Origin of the sequence: Bacillus oleivorans (assembly GCF_900207585.1) — a bacterium.
GTDB lineage: Bacteria > Bacillota > Bacilli > Bacillales > JC228 > Bacillus_BF > Bacillus_BF oleivorans.
This window is the reverse complement of record NZ_OAOP01000002.1, coordinates 511376-527585: the sequence shown is the minus strand read 5'-3', so window position 1 is coordinate 527585 and position 16210 is coordinate 511376. Positions and strand designations below refer to the sequence as shown.

18 protein-coding genes are annotated in these 16210 nt (G+C 39.2%); 5 read left to right on the top strand and 13 right to left on the bottom strand.

Annotated elements, in window-relative coordinates:
* Positions 1–2 precede the first annotated feature (2 nt).
* The 3 genes from CRO56_RS06155 to kynA all read right to left on the bottom strand — a co-directional run bounded on the left by CRO56_RS06155 (position 3) and on the right by kynA (position 1682).
* Positions 3–269: a spore coat protein CotJB gene (locus CRO56_RS06155; RefSeq protein WP_097157734.1), complete on the bottom strand. Its 267-nt coding sequence runs from the start codon at positions 267–269 to the stop codon at positions 3–5.
* Between the two features lie 4 nt (positions 270–273).
* Entirely contained in the window at positions 274–510 is a 237-nt protein-coding gene (locus CRO56_RS06150) for a spore coat associated protein CotJA (protein ID WP_097157733.1), read from the bottom strand.
* A gap of 329 nt (positions 511–839) precedes the next feature.
* Positions 840–1682 (bottom strand): tryptophan 2,3-dioxygenase, encoded by an 843-nt coding sequence (gene kynA / locus CRO56_RS06145; protein WP_097157958.1) that lies wholly within the window; start codon positions 1680–1682, stop codon positions 840–842.
* Between the two features lie 243 nt (positions 1683–1925).
* Here kynA and CRO56_RS06140 point away from each other — a divergent pair, with 243 nt between their 5' ends.
* Positions 1926–2126, top strand: a complete 201-nt coding sequence (locus CRO56_RS06140; protein WP_097157732.1) for a PspC domain-containing protein — start codon at positions 1926–1928, stop codon at positions 2124–2126.
* Positions 2127–2200: 74 nt separating this feature from the next.
* Here CRO56_RS06140 and CRO56_RS06135 read toward each other — a convergent pair whose 3' ends face one another.
* From CRO56_RS06135 to CRO56_RS06125, 3 genes are all read right to left on the bottom strand, one after another.
* Positions 2201–2869, bottom strand: coding sequence for an amino acid ABC transporter permease (locus tag CRO56_RS06135; RefSeq protein ID WP_097157731.1), 669 nt, complete (start codon positions 2867–2869; stop codon positions 2201–2203).
* A 78-nt stretch (positions 2870–2947) separates the two neighbouring features.
* Positions 2948–3793 (bottom strand): transporter substrate-binding domain-containing protein, encoded by an 846-nt coding sequence (locus CRO56_RS06130; protein ID WP_097157730.1) that lies wholly within the window; start codon positions 3791–3793, stop codon positions 2948–2950.
* Between the two features lie 133 nt (positions 3794–3926).
* Positions 3927–4451, bottom strand: a complete 525-nt coding sequence (locus tag CRO56_RS06125; RefSeq protein ID WP_097157729.1) for a glutathione peroxidase — start codon at positions 4449–4451, stop codon at positions 3927–3929.
* Positions 4452–4608: 157 nt separating this feature from the next.
* On the opposite strand from CRO56_RS06125, the gene CRO56_RS06120 reads away from it, so the two are divergent.
* Together CRO56_RS06120 and CRO56_RS06115 are read left to right on the top strand one after the other, a co-directional pair.
* Complete coding sequence (locus CRO56_RS06120; RefSeq protein ID WP_097157728.1) at positions 4609–5190, top strand: bifunctional transcriptional activator/DNA repair enzyme AdaA; 582 nt, start codon at positions 4609–4611, stop codon at positions 5188–5190.
* A 6-nt stretch (positions 5191–5196) separates the two neighbouring features.
* A complete protein-coding gene (locus CRO56_RS06115; RefSeq protein ID WP_097157727.1) occupies positions 5197–5721 on the top strand; it encodes a methylated-DNA--[protein]-cysteine S-methyltransferase in 525 nt (174 codons plus the stop codon).
* 127 nt (positions 5722–5848) lie between these two features.
* On the opposite strand, the gene CRO56_RS06110 is transcribed toward CRO56_RS06115, so the two are convergent.
* The 5 genes from CRO56_RS06110 to CRO56_RS06090 all read right to left on the bottom strand — a co-directional run bounded on the left by CRO56_RS06110 (position 5849) and on the right by CRO56_RS06090 (position 10459).
* Positions 5849–6568 carry a YebC/PmpR family DNA-binding transcriptional regulator gene (locus CRO56_RS06110; protein WP_097157726.1) on the bottom strand — a complete coding sequence of 240 codons (720 nt, stop codon included), beginning with the start codon at positions 6566–6568 and terminating at the stop codon, positions 5849–5851.
* A gap of 369 nt (positions 6569–6937) precedes the next feature.
* On the bottom strand, positions 6938–7954 hold the full coding sequence (locus CRO56_RS06105) for a DUF3231 family protein (protein ID WP_097157725.1): 1017 nt from the start codon (positions 7952–7954) through the stop codon (positions 6938–6940).
* Positions 7955–8107: 153 nt separating this feature from the next.
* Positions 8108–8542 (bottom strand): ferritin-like domain-containing protein, encoded by a 435-nt coding sequence (locus CRO56_RS06100; RefSeq protein WP_097157724.1) that lies wholly within the window; start codon positions 8540–8542, stop codon positions 8108–8110.
* An 80-nt stretch (positions 8543–8622) separates the two neighbouring features.
* Positions 8623–9711: a bifunctional diaminohydroxyphosphoribosylaminopyrimidine deaminase/5-amino-6-(5-phosphoribosylamino)uracil reductase RibD gene (gene ribD / locus CRO56_RS06095; RefSeq protein WP_097157723.1), complete on the bottom strand. Its 1089-nt coding sequence runs from the start codon at positions 9709–9711 to the stop codon at positions 8623–8625.
* Positions 9704–10459 (bottom strand): GTP cyclohydrolase II, encoded by a 756-nt coding sequence (locus CRO56_RS06090; RefSeq protein WP_097157722.1) that lies wholly within the window; start codon positions 10457–10459, stop codon positions 9704–9706. Before CRO56_RS06090 ends, ribD begins: the two co-directional genes overlap by 8 nt.
* A gap of 206 nt (positions 10460–10665) precedes the next feature.
* On the opposite strand from CRO56_RS06090, the gene CRO56_RS06085 reads away from it, so the two are divergent.
* Together CRO56_RS06085 and CRO56_RS06080 are read left to right on the top strand one after the other, a co-directional pair.
* Positions 10666–10923: a DUF1292 domain-containing protein gene (locus CRO56_RS06085; protein ID WP_097157721.1), complete on the top strand. Its 258-nt coding sequence runs from the start codon at positions 10666–10668 to the stop codon at positions 10921–10923.
* A 25-nt stretch (positions 10924–10948) separates the two neighbouring features.
* Complete coding sequence (locus CRO56_RS06080; protein ID WP_097157720.1) at positions 10949–11326, top strand: hypothetical protein; 378 nt, start codon at positions 10949–10951, stop codon at positions 11324–11326.
* Between the two features lie 68 nt (positions 11327–11394).
* Here the strand turns inward: CRO56_RS06080 and CRO56_RS22775 are convergent, their stop codons facing one another.
* Positions 11395–11541: a hypothetical protein gene (locus CRO56_RS22775; protein WP_179714188.1), complete on the bottom strand. Its 147-nt coding sequence runs from the start codon at positions 11539–11541 to the stop codon at positions 11395–11397.
* 199 nt (positions 11542–11740) lie between these two features.
* On the bottom strand, positions 11741–16012 hold the full coding sequence (locus tag CRO56_RS06075; protein ID WP_097157957.1) for a S8 family serine peptidase: 4272 nt from the start codon (positions 16010–16012) through the stop codon (positions 11741–11743).
* Positions 16013–16210 lie beyond the last annotated feature (198 nt).

Below are 16210 nucleotides of genomic sequence, written 5' to 3'. Positions count from 1 at the left end.
TATTATACTTGCCACGGCCACGGGGCTCGGCCCCAGCTCCAATTAGCATCTGTATAGCTGTTGCCAAATTGCTGAAGAGTGCCATACCTTTCTTCATACATCTGCTTAAGTTGTTTACTATATTGAACATATTGATTAAACTGCTGCATCGCTGTTACATCGTCTGGGTGAGTATCTAAATAAAGCGTCAATTCTACTAATACAAAATCAGCTGCCTGGATTTGCTCTAACAGATCATAATACTCTTGAGGTAACTGTGGATGTGCCATTTCCTTACCTCCCTTTTGCCTCGTAAGGGTTATCATAAAAATCATATAACGCTGGCCACAAGGTTCCTTTCTTTAGAGCAACTTCTGGCGGGAATTGTTCCAGATTTGGCGGCTGAAAACCTAAATAAAGATTAGGTGGTGTAGAATAAAATTTAACCCCAATCGGCCTGCATGGGTCAAAACGTCCATGAAAGGGCTCATAGGCTTTTAGATAACTAGGTTGTTGCTGAAGATTACTCACGGACACACCTCATTCCTTTTAGTCTCTCTAAATACCTATATTCACTGACAGAATGTCCTCATTACTATTTAATACGAAACATTGATATATCATACATTAGCGGAACGAGTGCTTCGTTGAAAAACAGTTGAACTTGCTGAAATGAATCGAATTGGTTGATAAAAGGACATATTCGTTGATAGACAGCTGTGCAAATCCTGGTGCTTAAATGGAATAATTTTTACTGAAAATAGACCTAGCGAAGATATCACTAGGTCCATGAAGAGATTTAATTCAATAATAAGCAGCTGGATGACATTACATTGCAAAGTGGTCTGCTTTTTTCCTAATTAAAGCTTTGTTCTGATTTGCCACAGTTCTGGGAAAAACCGATGATCCATGACTCGCTTTAAATATTCAACTCCTGCTGATCCGCCTGTCCCCCGTTTAGATCCAATAATTCGTTCGACGGTTATCATATGGCTAAAACGCCATTGCTGTTGTTTACTTTCTATATCTACTAATTTTTCTGCCAGTTCATAGAGGTCCCAATATTTGTTTACATCGCGATAAACAGTTAACCATGCTTCCTCGACACTTTTATCTTCACGATAATCTTGAGACCAGTCACGTTCAAGCATTTCCTTATTGATTTTGAATCCGCGCTTTGACAAAGCCAAAATAGAAGCATCATAAATACTTTTCTGATTAAGCTCGTAAAGAAGTTTTTCATACAGGTGAGGCTGATGCTTATAAACAGATAATACATTTTCTTTCTTATGTCCAAAAGCAAATTCTATTAATCTATGCTGATAAGATTGGAAGCCAGAAGATCGGCCCAGTCTATCTCGAAATTCCATATATTCGCTTGGAGTTAAGGTAGATAACACATCCCAGGATTGAATCAGCTGCATTTGGATTCTTGAGACTCTCGCAAGCATTTTAAAGGCAGGTTCCAAATCACCCTTTAAAATAGCATATTTAGCAGCATATACCTCATGTAAAATTAACTTCATCCATAGTTCACTTGATTGGTGAATAATAATAAATAGCATTTCATCATGATGATCCGAAACCCGGATCTGACTATTCAATACTTTATCAAGCTGAAGATAATCTCCATACGTCATATCCTCTGTAAAATCAACATGAATACCTCCGTTTACTAATGCGCATTCATTTTTACCGTCCATTGAATGTGTCATAATTCCTCCTAAAATTGACAAATTTAAATTTAAAATTACCCACATTAAGAAGTACCTATAGTCATTTTACTAAATATTTACAGCTGTCATAGGTAAAACAGTTCTATATTAAAAAATAATGTTCCAAACATTGGTCTAATGTATGTAGTTTGCTTTACTGTTTAACATGGAAGTACAGATGGAATTTAAGGTATAATATAGATAATGAGTAAAGGAGATTAGGAGGTTAAGATGAGAAAAAAACGACTAACCAAATCATCGAAAGACCAGAAAATAAGTGGGGTAATAGCAGGAATTGCTGACTATTTTGATATTGATCCAGCGATTACGAGGATTGGATTTATCGTACTAACGTTAGCTACCGTTGTATTACCTTGTGTAATCGGGTATGTCCTCGCAGCTTGGGTATTGCCATACGAAAAAGAAGTATAAATCAGGAGAATTGCAAATGATATTCTCCTGCTTTTTATCTTCATATTGAGCGCAAAAATCCTAAAAATGAAAAATTACTTCAAATCCCTCTCCAGCTTATTTTGAAATACTGTAATAATCGAACAAATCCCCCAATATATCAAAGCAACCAGTATGTACATCGTCATATAATCCAGCTCTCTTCCCCCGACAATCTTCGCCTTTTGAAACAATTCAGGTACCGTAATCATGGCGGCTAAGGACGAACTTTTAATTAAATCTAAAAGAACATTAGACAAGGGTGGTGCAGCTATTTTTGCTGCTTGCGGAATGATGATATTCTTCATCGTCTGCCAATACGTCAACCCCAGTGATGAGGCTGCTTCCCATTGCCCTTTGTCAACGGCTGCAATTGCCGAACGATTGATTTCGGCCATATAGGCAGCACTATTGAGACTAAATCCTATTAAAGCAGCAGTTAGAGCAGCAAAATGAATGCCTATAATGGGAAAACCGAAATAGAGGATAAACAAGATAACGAGAATCGGGACTCCTCGCATAAAAGAAATATAAGTTCTAGCAGGAATTTGCAGAAAGAGATTTTTTGACATCCTGCCTAGAGCTAATAAAAATCCTAGCATTAGCCCGTAAAACATACTGACTAAAGAAATGATTAAAGTATAGCCAATACCTTTAATGACATAAGGAAAGGACTCAATCGCCAGATTAATATCAAATATATACTCCCATAGAATGTTTTCCATGTGTTCCTCTCTCTTTTCATAAAATGAATGACGGGTCAGAAATCCAGCACCTGGAAATTGACCCGTTAAAAAATAAGTCTAATAGTTTAAGTCTGGCTTCTTTGTCACGTCATCCCCGCCAAAGAACTGCTTCGACAGTTCACTAATGGTTCCATCCTCCAACATTTCTTGTAAAGTCTGATCAATTTGCTCCTTCAATTGATTGTTATCTTTTTTCATTATAATGCCGGCCCCTTGATCAGGAGTTTCAAATTTTAAATCAGGATGTATCGTAATGTTTAAGTCTGGAAAGGCAGCTATCCCCAATTTTTGCAAATAATAGTCATTAATGATAATATCTGTTCTTCCCGACGAAACATCTCTTAAATATTGCTCATTTGTTGCGTTATCATAAATGACTTCTTCTGCTCCATATTTACGGGCAATATCCATGTATATCGTCGTTGCCTCCCCTGCAGCCTTTTTTCCTTTTACATCTTCTATTGTATCAATTCCTGATAAATCATCTTTTCTGACAATCGCTGTTGCAAAAGAGTGTTTGTAAGGAATCGAGAAAGCGAACTTTTCTTTCCTGTCTTCCGTTATAGAAATATCGTTTGCGGCGATATCGATTGTACCGCTATTTAAAGAAGTTAACATTCCGTCAAAAGCCATTTCGACAAACTCTGCCTCAAGTCCCATTCGTTTCGCCATTTCACGAACAACTTCTACATCAAAGCCTGTGAGCTGATCACTTTCAGAATCGTGATATGAGGCTGGATAAAGAGTTCCAGCTGTTCCAACCTTAATGGTGCCATTTTCTTTCATTTGATCCCACTTACTGGCAGAATCGGCCGTATTTTCCCCTGAACTTCCGCAAGCTGTTACAACTAGTGCTATAGCTGCTAGTAAAACAGCAAAAATAAACTTTTGTACAATTCCCATTATGTAATAACCCCCATTGTTTTTAATCCGGTACTAACATAGCATGGTCGGGTAGAGGATGCAATAACGTTTCTGCAAGAATAATAGAAACATTAATCGACAAAAAAGGAAGGTATAACCTTCCCCTTAGTTCTTATAATAACTTTTTAATATCCTCTTCAATGTCTTCTGGTTTTGTATCAGGCGAAAATCGTTTTACCACATTTCCTTCCCGATCTAATAAGAATTTTGTGAAATTCCATTGAATACTCGAGTCGGATGAATCTTTAGCAGATTCCTGATACTCATTACTTGAAACTTTAAAATTAGAATCAATGGGAGCTTGTTGCTTTAAATAGGTATATAAGGGATGCGCCCTTTCCCCGTTCACCTCTATTTTCTGAAACAAAGGAAAGGTTACATTATAATTGACCGAACAAAAGTTTCTGATTTCTTCATCTGTGCCTGGTTCTTGCCCGCCAAATTGATTGCAGGGAAAACCTAGCACCTTGAGACCATCATCTTTATAAGTTTGATACAACTTTTCCAGACCTTCATACTGAGGTGTCAATCCGCATTGGCTGGCTGTATTTACAACCAAAAGTACGTTTCCTTTAAACTCTTTCAGACTAATTTCAGAACCATTGGATAAATCGGCATGAAATGAATAGATGGACATATGCAGAACTCTCCTTTTCTTTTATATCCATTATTGTAAAGATTATTAGAACGAAATACAAAGTAATATGAAAGTACTATTACTATCTTGCTATTCCATTCAGTTCTGCTTTCGGTCTTAAATATTATGTATATAATAAATGGAAGAGGTGATAAAAATGATAGGCTTAAATAATAAACCAGTCTCTGGCATTCCTGATGAAAAATGGGCAGCCATTATAAATAATGATACTTTCTACGATGATGTTTTTATCTATGCGGTTAAGACTACCAGAATATTTTGCCGGCCATCTTGTAAGTCCAGAACTCCGAATAAGGAAAATGTCCAAATCTTTGAAAATCCAAGTCAAGCGATGGCAGCCGGTTTTAGACCTTGTAAACGTTGCAATCCCCTTGGCCAAACACCGAGTGAGGAATGGGTTACTCAAATGACAGACTATATGGCTAACAACTTTTCTAAAGCAATCACATTACATACCCTTGCTGACATATTTCAAGGTAGTCCCTTTCATTTGCACCGGACATTTAGGAGAATAACGGGAAAGACACCCGTGGCTTTTCTCCATCAAATAAGAATAACGAAATCAAAAGAGTATTTACTTAATACGCATCGAACCATTGCAGAAATATCCACCTTAGTAGGTCTCCCAAATACATCGTATTTTATTACTTTGTTTAAAAAGAAAACGGGACTTACGCCTACTGATTACCGGAAAAAATATCAATCCCCAAAGGAGTGATCCGTATTGGCTAAAAACACTTCTCCCATCTATTGGACTCTACTAAACCATAAAGACTGGAATATTCCTATTGCCGCCTCGGGAAAGGGACTCGTTTTTGTAGGTTTTCAGCACCAGCCATTTCAAGATTTGTCGGCTTGGGTTGAAAAACATTTCCGGGGAACACCTCTCATAGAAAATCATGAAAAATTACTGCCTTATAGAAACCAATTAATTGAATATCTTCAAGGAGAACGAAAAGATTTTTCACTTCCCCTTGATTATAAGGGTACACCTTTTCAGCGTGAAATTTGGAAATCCCTAAACCAAATCCCTTATGGGCAAACTCGGTCTTATTCAGATATAGCAAATGCGATTGGAAAACCTTCTTCTGTTCGCGCAGTGGGTACAGCAATTGGAGCGAACCCCATTCTCATATCAATCCCGTGCCACCGGGTTATAGGTAAAAATGGAACCATTACTGGTTACCGCGGCGGATGGGATATGAAGATCGAACTTTTAGAGTTGGAACGAAAACATTCGGTCATATAATCCACATATACATGCTTTAATGGAAAAATCAATTGTTTGAACGGTATTCTGGCACACAAGTAGGCACATTTAAAATTTTTCATATAAAAATCCCCCTTTCTCAAACGAGACAAGGGGGTGTCATTCATTATTCACCTAAATCAACATTATGGTAAACACGCTGAACATCTTCTAACTCTTCCAGTGCATCAATTAATTTCTCAAATTGAGCTTGTGCCTCTTGCGGGAGTGTCACTTCGTTTTGCGGAAGCATAGATATTTCAGCCACCGTAAATTCTGTGATTCCGACATTTTTTAATGTCTCTTGAACGACATGGAATTGATCAGGTTCAGCATAAATAATAACGGTTTCGTCTTCTTCTAATACATCGCGAACATCGATATCTGCTTCCATAAGTATTTCAAGTACCTCGTCTGCAGATTTTCCTTCTAGGCCAAATACGGCTGTACGGTCAAACATATACGCTACAGAGCCGCTGACCCCCATATTTCCGCCGTTCTTGCCAAAGGCAGTACGGACTTCTGAAGCTGTCCGATTCACATTATTGGTTAAGGCATCTACGATAATCATAGACCCTGCTGGTCCAAAACCTTCATAACGAAGTTCGTCATAGTTATCGTCACCGGCGCCCTTTGCTTTTTCAAGCGCACGATCAATGATATTTTTCGGCACATTATATGTCTTAGCACGTTCGAGTACAAATTTTAAAGCCTGATTGGCCTCTGGATCTGGCTCTCCCTGTTTAGCAACTACATAGATTTCGATCGCAAACTTAGAATATATTCTGCTTATATTCGCATCTTTTGCAGCCTTTTTCTCTTTAATATTGTTCCATTTACGGCCCATCTATACCACTCTCTTTCAAGTTATATCTACATCAAAAAAGGAATTGGATTCCCTATTAAATCGCTTTGCCAAACCTATTATAACACGCCAAGAAAAAAGTGATGGAATGTTAAGCAATTCCTCTCACAACATACTATTATACTTCTAAATCAGTAATTTTACGAGTCCATTTCAAATTAATAAGCTAAATTAAAAACCTATAAAAACTATAGGTCTTAGAGAAACTGATCAAAAGTATTTACTGTCATATTGTCCTCTTTGGTGCAGGGGGAGAGGATTACTTTACACAGATCGACCAATATCTGAATGAATTTTATTTTTCTTAAATAAAACGAAAAGAGGCTGATACTTATCCAGCCTCTTTTCGTTTTATTCAAATGCTAAAGCATCCCGGTCTGGTGCTTCTGGCATTTGTTCCAGCCAGCCTTTTTCAATCATGAGATTTCCCAGATCCTCTACATATAGTGAGACTTCCAGAAGTAATCTAGCTGCCGAGGCGCCTATATCACGTCTTCCGTTAAGTGAAATTGCATTGCCGTATCCTCTAATTTTCATGGAAAACATATCAATTTTATGAAATAACATTATTTTATCTGAAAATGGCGCCTCGTTTGATGCTGTGACTAAATGATCGAGATGAGGAGCCGATGGCAGATGACTCCTATTCAAGAGCTCGGAAAATCGACTTATATGTTTTTCGGTAAGTTCCTTTCCCCGAACTAGTATATCTCTCACTTTTTCATCTTTCGAAACTTGAGTAAATCCGATCAGCAGCGTCTTTGAAGTTACATTATTTTCAATATTATCGTGAAGATGCGTGGCTTCTAGCGCATGCGGCGGTCTAACATGTCCAAAAAATCCATGTAAATATTGCTGTTTTTTAACGAAATCAACACGTTTAGGAATCGGAATTATCGGTGGAGTTTGGATAAATCCTTTTGCTTGTAAAACTTTATTAACACGATTCATCAGATCAACTGTCTTTGTTATACAGTATGTAAAAAGTTCTCTTGTATCTTCTCTTGTCATTAATGGCACGGCGGTTGCATACAGACTTATTCCCGCTTTTGCCATATATTTCAAATAATGAAGATAGAATTCATCGAGAAATAGTCTTGGTGCCTGCATGTTAACATCATCCTTCGTAAATCCAAATGGCAGCGGATGATTCTTCTTTTCATAAATATATGTGATTTTTTTTAAAAAGTCTTCGCTTATTTCTATAGCATACTCAAGTACATGTTGAATGTCAGGATCCTCTACATGCTGTAAGTAAAACTGAAGAATTCGTGTGGCCATGCTATTTCCCATATATGTGGCCCAAAGCTTACCGATCTCAGCGGATGTTAATTCTTCATGTGTAGTTAAAGACTTGTCCATTTCCATCTGCTTGAACCACCTTTAGCTTTTTTTATAGTTTCAGCATTTGGATAGTATATTATACAACTTGAGAAAGTTGGCGAAATTTCAATATTTTTATAAGAGAAATCGTCCAAATGACTAGAACAAAAAAAGTGACATCTATATGCCACTCTTCCTTTATCTAGTCATGGATAAATAATATAAAAACCATACTGCATGGTTTTGCTCATCTGCAGCTGCTCTGCGAAAGATATCTTTGATTTGCTGGTTATTGGTCTGATCTGCAATATCTAAGTAGAAGTCAACTGTTTCCTGTTCATCTTTCATTGCAAATTCAAGTGCTTCCCGATACGTATTAGGACACTTTTCACTTACTTTTGGCTGAGGCTGTCTGCCGGTCAAAGTTAAATATATTTGGGAAAATTGCTGGAAATGCTTTCTTTCATCTTTTCGAATTTCTTTGATCTGATTTTTTGCCTCTTTTGTATCTGCCATTTCAGCTATATTTTTATAACATTGAATTGCACTATATTCCCCATTTATTGCTCGTTCTACATCACTGACCAATCTATCTGTTGGCCGGTAATAGTATAGATAAGAATCGGTATACATCACGTGACCTCCATTCACAGGAATATAATATTTTACGATAATCATGTGAATGGGTGCAGGTCTATATTTTTAGATTAACCCTAATAGATCGGGTAACCTATCCATTTAAAGTCTTTTCCTATCTTTTCGACGGTTACATCTGAAAGTTCGATTGCATCACTCATCTCCTGTATTCCTTGGCCTTCTAAAAAGGTTGGAGCCAGTTTTCCTCCTATTAATTTTGGAGCCATATAGATCACCACTTTATCTATTAAGTGATGTTCCAAAAAAGCAGCATGTATGGAGCCTCCGCCTTCAATTAAAACGGAAGATACCAATTTTTCTCCTAAAATATGTAGCACTTTATTTGGATCTGCTCGATTCGTATCAGAAGTAACGTAAACCTGGATTCCTTTTTCCTCCAGTTGTTTTCTTTTTTCTTTGTCATGCTGTTCAGTCGTAAATATCCAAGTTTCCGCTTGGTTATCTTGTATAACCTTGGTATCTAAGGGAATTCTTAAGGAAGAATCCAAAACAAGGCGAATTGGATTTCGTCCATTTGGGATTCTCGCAGTCAATTCAGGATTGTCTTCTATAACTGTATTAATTCCAACCAAAATACCCATATTTTGACTGCGAAGCTGATGAACATCATAACGGGCTGCTTCTGACGTAATCCACTTACTGCTTCCGGTGTGGCTCGCAATTTTACCGTCTAAAGTACTTCCCGCTTTTAATGTTACAAATGGCTTTTTCTCCACAATAAACTTATTAAAAACTTCATTCATTCGCTTTGATTCTTCTTCACAAACACCAATAATGACTTCAATCCCAGCGTCTTTTAATATATTTACTCCATTGCCTGATACGACAGGATTCGGATCTAATGTGGCAATCACTACTTTTTTAATACCTGCTTCTACAATCGAAACCGCACATGGCCCTGTTCTGCCTTGATGGGAACAAGGCTCTAGTGTCACATAAATAGTCGCACCCTTTGTCTTTTCCCCTGCCATTCGAATTGCATGGATCTCAGCATGAGGCTCCCCTGCTTTTAAATGGGCCCCTATCCCAACAATCCGATTCTCGTTTACAATGACAGCACCCACTAACGGATTAGGGTCTGTTTGTCCTTTCATTGCTAGCGCATTATCCAATGCCAACCGCATGTAAAATTCATGATTAGTCATTACAGCAAGTTCCCTCTTCTTTCAAATGCCCAGACCGGTTTATTTTAGTTTGTAAGTATTTTTCGTTATACTCGGAAACATCGCCCCATAAAGCCGTTCTGCCTGAAACATGCATACCCGCCTCTTGTAATGCCTCTAGCTTTTTCGGGTTATTGGTAATAAGGGTCACTGGTTTTGATCGTAATGCTTTTAACACGGAAATGGCATCACTATAATTCCTCGAATCATCCACAAAACCAAGGTGAAGATTTGCTTCTACCGTATCGAAACCATTTTCTTGCAAAAGATAGGCCATCGCTTTACTAAATAATCCGATCCCTCTGCCTTCATGATTGGCTAAATAAAACAAAGCACCTGTTCCATGATCCACAATCATTTTCATGGACTGTTTTAACTGAAATCCGCAGTCGCATCTTTTACTCCCGAAAATATCCCCTGTATGACAGATGGAATGGAATCGGATCAGCGCTTCTTCTCCAAATTCGAAGTCTCCATACACTAACACACTCGATTGCTGAAATTCAGCGAGGTTTTTGGCTGAAAGTTTCTCAATAATCCGAGTGATATCTTCTGTTACCTCCTCACAATTCAGCCAGCAGTACCATTTAAAAATTACAGTTTCTCCATACAAATTGACGGGTAATTTTATTGGACCTACTAAATAAATAGCCCCTTTATCCGATTTAATGTATTGAATTTTATCTTCTAGAATTTCACGTACCTTTAGTTCGATTAATGTTTGTGCCATATTTAAGTCCCCCAATATTTATAAAAAATTTCAGACACATTTTTTTATTATAAGTGAAGTTTTTCCATTTTTCATCTTTTATGCTTTGCAATAGTTTGCTCCTTTTTGTTTTCCGTATACAGGACTGCCTTTCCCTATTATCTACCACCAATAATGAACGGCCGTTTAGGGGAAAGTATAACAGATTTTAAGGAGGGATATGTATAATGAAATATGATGATGCAAGAGATGTTGTAATCATTGAAGATGAGAATGGAACTGAAAAAGAGTATGCGGTTGAAGCTTTATTCGATATGGAAGATGAACTATACGCCTTACTGAGAGGGAAAAATGACGAAACCCTGCTATTCCGCGTAGAAGATGAAGGAGAAGAGCAGTATATCGTGGGAATAACAGATCCAGCAATAAAAGAGTCAATTCTCGACGCATATCAAATTGCAGTTGAAGCTGCACCTGCAGAATAGATTTGGTTTTATTTGAGGTTATTAGATGAATACACCAATCATAGATGTAACACCGAATTCCACTAAAACAAAAATTGAAAAAGAAATCTGCGGCATGACCTTTACGAAAAATTTCCGTTCCGCTACCGCAGAAGAATGGTATGTATTTCTCCCTACCTTCAAGGACCCGCAAACGGGAGGAGCAGCTGGAAAGGTTATCATCCATTACGATCTTTATGGTAATCGTGATATATTTATTAACACCACCATTATATATGACGATCCCTTATTACATGAGGAATCTCTCCATCACCTTGTCTATGCGGTATCAGATGAACTTGTCAATCGCCTGGTCGGTTATGCTGATACTTTACTATCTGTCCATGCAGGAAAAAACACCTATCAAGCTGAATATAAACAATAGAGCCATCCATAGTTATGAGGATGGCTTTATTTTTAAGCTTTGTTCCTAGGAGATACTCACAACCCTGCCTATTCTGAATCTTCGACTTGTGTATTTTTCTTTCCTGAAGTTACCTTGTTTCCAGACGTATATTCATACCCGAATTTCAAACCTTGTGCCTTGTCTTTATACGGACCTCTCACGACTTTATATTGTTTCATGTTTTTTTGAACCATCGTCATTCCCTCACTTTTGCAGAATCTTACCTTCTTAATATGGACCAAACCCAAATGGAATATTGGAAAGATTCATTCGTTTGATTGACCGAAGCGCAGTAAACGGAAGTTCACCGATAGATTAAATGAGTAGATATTTACAACTTTCGTTAAAAAGCCATCGCTCCTTAAAGCGATGGCTTCAATTCAATCTTTATTTCTATTTCTTCTTGGCATTTATATACAGCTTGCCTGTTGCTGCTTTACGTGCTTCGTTGCCATAATCATCGCGGACGATTACTTCAATTAATGCACCCTCTGCTTTTACATTCTTGGTAGCTGTATAATAGCCAACATAGTGTCCTTCTGAAACTTCTGTCATTGGCAGTTCGGTCGTGTTTGTAACATTGGTTAATGGCATGTGGATGACGAATGTTGCGTCTAAGCCTGGCTCACTGTCAAATTCAATTTGAACAGTTTCCCCGGATTTTAGCTCTTTGTCTTCTGCAGGCAACAGGTTTTGAATCTCAGCAATTCCAAACTTAGCATCGACTATCACTGAGTTAGTAGTTGTATTACCAGCCAGATCGGATGCAACTACCTCAATCACATTTTCCCCTTCAGTTAGAATGATGCGGTGCTGGTAGCTTCCATCTGTTACGGTTGCCTTTTGACCATTTACGGTCACAGAAGATAAGTTGACATCCTCGACTAAACCGCTGACAGTAATGACTTCACTATTTGTTTTTAATTCATTCTCTGGTGAATCAATCGATAATGCAGGGAGTGTCGCATCATAAGTAACAAGGACTGGCTCTGAAGCATCAGTCATTCCATTATTACTTGCTGCTTTAGCTGTGAGGCTATTGGCACCTTCTGTCAGAGTAACATTGGCAGAGAATACACCTTGTTCATTGGATTGAATTACTGCCACTTCTTCGTCGTTGTTATAAAGGTGGATTTCATAGTTGGCTGCAGTTCTTCCTTCAACTACGATCTCTTGCTGATTCGTGAAGCTGTTCGCTGATGGCGATGTGATCACTGGTGCTGTCACTTCGTAATCCACTAATGCCCTAATCATGTAGTTGCCTTCATCTGCTGGTGATGGACTCCAAGCTCCACTCACTAATTGCCAGCTTCTTCCTGCATTTTCTCCGTTTTCATCAGTTCCTAATCCAGGAGAATTAGGGTTCGGATCAGTTTGAATGTAAACCACATAGAATTCACTTGGAACCTGAATTCCGTGTTCACTTAAATCAACTTGTGTCCATTCTCCAGTTCGTAAAGCTGTCGCACTAAAAGGTCCAGCCAATTTTTGTCCTGGAGCACCATCCGTACCAGATGCATCATAGACTTCAACTGCGAAATCAGTTCCTCCTGGATTCGGCCAGGTTGTATCCCAGAATCGGAACAAGGCGCCATTTAAGATCGCTTGAGTCTGGCCATTTTCAAGGGTCATTTTTACTGCCCAGCCATTACCGGCATCATAAAACGCTCTTGCATTTTCTGCTGTTCCATCATCATAGCCAATTTCTCCAGGATAGCCGATAAATGGTGTCAATGGAACATCCAATGTAACTTCCTCATCACCTGCTACTGTGACTGGGATTTCTTCACTATAGTAAGATGGTGCTGATACTTTAACTGTATACGTACCTTCATAAGCAACTAAAGAGAAGTTTCCATTTTCATCCGTTGTAACAGGGGCAACCGCAGCATCCTCAATCAGATAAACAGTTGCTCCTTCAACTGGATTTCCAGTTTGTTCATTGATTACTGTCCCTGAAACCGTACCTTCTGGAAGTTCTTCTAAAGTAAAGTTTGCTGTGACTTCTCCATCGCGCGGAATATCGACTGTTTGTGTAACTGATCGATACCCGTAAGCTTCCGCTACCAATGTGTAAGATCCAGACGCATGTGTTAATTCGTAGCTTCCATCTTGCGGATTGGTCTGTGTTGCTCGACCCGTTTCAACAACTGTTACCGTTGCACTCATTGGTAAGCTTGCAGGTGCCACCGTTGCTGTCTTATCAGTCAGTGGTGCTGTTTCCTCTTTTTTAGCTGGCACAATTTTGTTCGGATCCACATATGTCTTTTCACTGTCAGAAGGTTCTGTAATGCCTAATTCTCCTTTTTGATTCCCGTTATCAACATTGGCTTGATCGGTACTCGTTGTTAATGGTGTATTGGTCAATTTCACATCATCAATATACCAGCCTTCACGTAATACACTACCATCCGTTGTCACATTAAAGGCAACATAGATTCTTTGTCCAGCATATTCACTTAAGTCGACTTGCCCATCAATCCATCCGTTTGATACATTGTTAATTCTTAGTTTTTGCACCCAATTTTCCATATCTGTCGAAACGAATACATGACCGTAGTCATAATTTCGTTCTAAGTTATACCATTGCTTAAATTGAAGATAAGCATTTCCTTCTGCTGGCATATCTACTGGAGGCATCACTAGGTTCATGTTTGCTCTGTTATCATAGTTTCCTTCAAGGTTTGTTGCGTACACTTTTTCACCAGAGAAGGCACTACCTGGACCTGATGCAGGAACTCCCCACTCCCAGGTATTGTTGGTTCCGTAGGAAGTCCAGCCTGCAGGAGTTGCTTCAAAATCTTGTTCATATCCAACCGTAATCCCTGGCAGAACAGGAACTTCAAGGATTCCAGTAATAGCCTGATTTCCGCCGAAATCAGTGGCGACTATTTCATATTGAAGTGTTGGTTCCGCAACTACCTCTCCAGGAATTGTTACTTCGTACGTTCCGGCTTTATAATCGCCGCTGATTCTTGAGGCATCTAAATCAGCCCACGTTCCATCTTCTTTTAAATAACGGAGAACAACAGACGTCACGCTAATATCATCCTGCACTTGAGCTTGTAATGGTACATCCATGCCCGCAAATACTTCAGCAGGAGATTGATGCTCAAGAACAGGGGCCGTTACGTCATCTCCATCTTCTGTAACATTACCTTTTACTTTACCTAAACCGCTTACTACTGACGAAACGGCATCGAATGCACTGACTAATCCATAGCCAAATCCATTGTTCGGTGATTCTGGGTATTCACTGTTGGTTAATGGAATCGCTGTATTGAGGAGGATTTCCTCTATTTCATCCACCGTTAAGCTAGCATCCACTTGTTTCAGCAAAGCCACTACAGCCGAAACATGCGGTCCAGCCATGGAAGTTCCATTCCATCCGCCTTCATAAGCCCCACCTGGTACAGAAGAACGAATATTTACCCCTGGTGCTGACACCTCAGGTTTAATTTCATCATATGGAGACGGACCTTCAAGTGAAAAACTAGCCAGACGATTTTGCGAATCAGTCGCTCCTGTAGCAAAAGACTCAGGATAATTCGCCGGATTTGCTACAGATCCTGGACCGCCAGGGTTAAAAATCGTCGTATTACCAGCTGAAAATTCTGGGAAGATCTCAGCTGCACGCCATGCCTGCACCATTGGTCGGTACCATTCATCAAGTCCAGGTCCGCCGCCCCATGAATTGTTTACCACATCTGGTGCCATTTCAGGATGCGGATTTCCTGCAGCATCTTTTGGTGCTAAAATCCATTCGCCAGCTTCGAGCAAATCAACATCAGTACCGCCAGCAGCCGTAAATGCCTTTACGGCAATCCATTTTGCTCCTGGAGCAACACCGATTTGATTAGATCCATCTGCTTCACTTCCCACCATCGTACCGGTAACATGTGTACCATGTCCCTGATCATCATATGGAACCGTTTGGCCGGCAGTCACATCAAACCAGTTAAACTCATGATTTGGCTGAGCTGGATTTGCTGGGTCATAGCCTCTATACTTTTCAATTAGGGCAGGGTGATCCCATTGAACGCCCGTATCAATTGAAGCAACAACAACCCCCGTACCGTCAATACCCATATTCCAAACCGCAGGAGCCCCAATTTGATTGATATTCCATTCGATTGATTGTGTCTCTGCACCTGCTGTTACCTGATCTTGTTCAGTAACTGTAGGAGTATATAGCTGTCTTGTTTCATTCGGAAGTATTTTTTCAACTTCCGCGAAGGAAGCGATTTTTTCCATAACTTCCTTTGTAGATGTAACAGCTAATCCGTTAACAATATAGAAAGATTGATAGTCTTTGACAGACCCGTTTTTCATTTCAGCTTCTAAAACTTCTTTTAAGTGGGCTTGCGTTTCAATTGCTTTCCCTCTTAGGGTAGAAACCACTGCAGAACGTTTCATGAGCTTTTCGCTTGCAGCTGTTGCATTCTTAGCTTTAGCTTTCTGCACTGCTTCTGCAGCCGCTGTTTGCGGATCAGCTTGTTCTTTCATCTTAACTAGGTAAGTTACATATTCCTGATCCTCAAAAGTATCGATTACTTTTGAATTCACTTTGTTGGCAATTGTGTTGGTTTGATTGTCTCTGACTGAGGTAGAATGTTCACTGGCAGCGAAGCTTATTGGTGTAGGCATCATCAGGGTGAGGATCATGGTAAAAAGAATCAACTGTCGGTACCATTTTTTCGGTTTCGCTTTTTTCAACCCTTTTCACTCCCTTTTAATAAGTAAATAAATCTCGCGAACCTCCTTTCCACCAAATTTCACCTATGTAAAATCCTGGTGCTAGCTCTAGCCTAAACTACAAATAAGGGTTGATTCTGTCGATTGGTGTCTATAACTTACAGAATT

What these genes read in the sequence shown, in the direction of transcription:
- CRO56_RS06090 (WP_097157722.1), bottom strand. Translation starts at nt 10,459, where the DNA reads ATGGCACAAACATTAATCGAACTAAAGGTACGTGAAATTCTAGAAGAT.
- CRO56_RS06135 (WP_097157731.1), bottom strand. Translation starts at nt 2,869, where the DNA reads ATGGAAAACATTCTATGGGAGTATATATTTGATATTAATCTGGCGATT.
- CRO56_RS06080 (WP_097157720.1), top strand. Translation starts at nt 10,949, where the DNA reads ATGAATACACCAATCATAGATGTAACACCGAATTCCACTAAAACAAAA.
- ribD (WP_097157723.1), bottom strand. Translation starts at nt 9,711, where the DNA reads ATGACTAATCATGAATTTTACATGCGGTTGGCATTGGATAATGCGCTA.
- CRO56_RS06105 (WP_097157725.1), bottom strand. Translation starts at nt 7,954, where the DNA reads ATGGAAATGGACAAGTCTTTAACTACACATGAAGAATTAACATCCGCT.
- CRO56_RS06155 (WP_097157734.1), bottom strand. Translation starts at nt 269, where the DNA reads ATGGCACATCCACAGTTACCTCAAGAGTATTATGATCTGTTAGAGCAA.
- CRO56_RS06110 (WP_097157726.1), bottom strand. Translation starts at nt 6,568, where the DNA reads ATGGGCCGTAAATGGAACAATATTAAAGAGAAAAAGGCTGCAAAAGAT.
- CRO56_RS06075 (WP_097157957.1), bottom strand. Translation starts at nt 16,012, where the DNA reads ATGATCCTCACCCTGATGATGCCTACACCAATAAGCTTCGCTGCCAGT.
- CRO56_RS06085 (WP_097157721.1), top strand. Translation starts at nt 10,666, where the DNA reads ATGAAATATGATGATGCAAGAGATGTTGTAATCATTGAAGATGAGAAT.
- CRO56_RS06130 (WP_097157730.1), bottom strand. Translation starts at nt 3,793, where the DNA reads ATGGGAATTGTACAAAAGTTTATTTTTGCTGTTTTACTAGCAGCTATA.
- CRO56_RS06120 (WP_097157728.1), top strand. Translation starts at nt 4,609, where the DNA reads ATGATAGGCTTAAATAATAAACCAGTCTCTGGCATTCCTGATGAAAAA.
- kynA (WP_097157958.1), bottom strand. Translation starts at nt 1,682, where the DNA reads ATGGACGGTAAAAATGAATGCGCATTAGTAAACGGAGGTATTCATGTT.
- CRO56_RS22775 (WP_179714188.1), bottom strand. Translation starts at nt 11,541, where the DNA reads ATGGTTCAAAAAAACATGAAACAATATAAAGTCGTGAGAGGTCCGTAT.
- CRO56_RS06125 (WP_097157729.1), bottom strand. Translation starts at nt 4,451, where the DNA reads ATGTCCATCTATTCATTTCATGCCGATTTATCCAATGGTTCTGAAATT.
- CRO56_RS06100 (WP_097157724.1), bottom strand. Translation starts at nt 8,542, where the DNA reads ATGTATACCGATTCTTATCTATACTATTACCGGCCAACAGATAGATTG.
- CRO56_RS06140 (WP_097157732.1), top strand. Translation starts at nt 1,926, where the DNA reads ATGAGAAAAAAACGACTAACCAAATCATCGAAAGACCAGAAAATAAGT.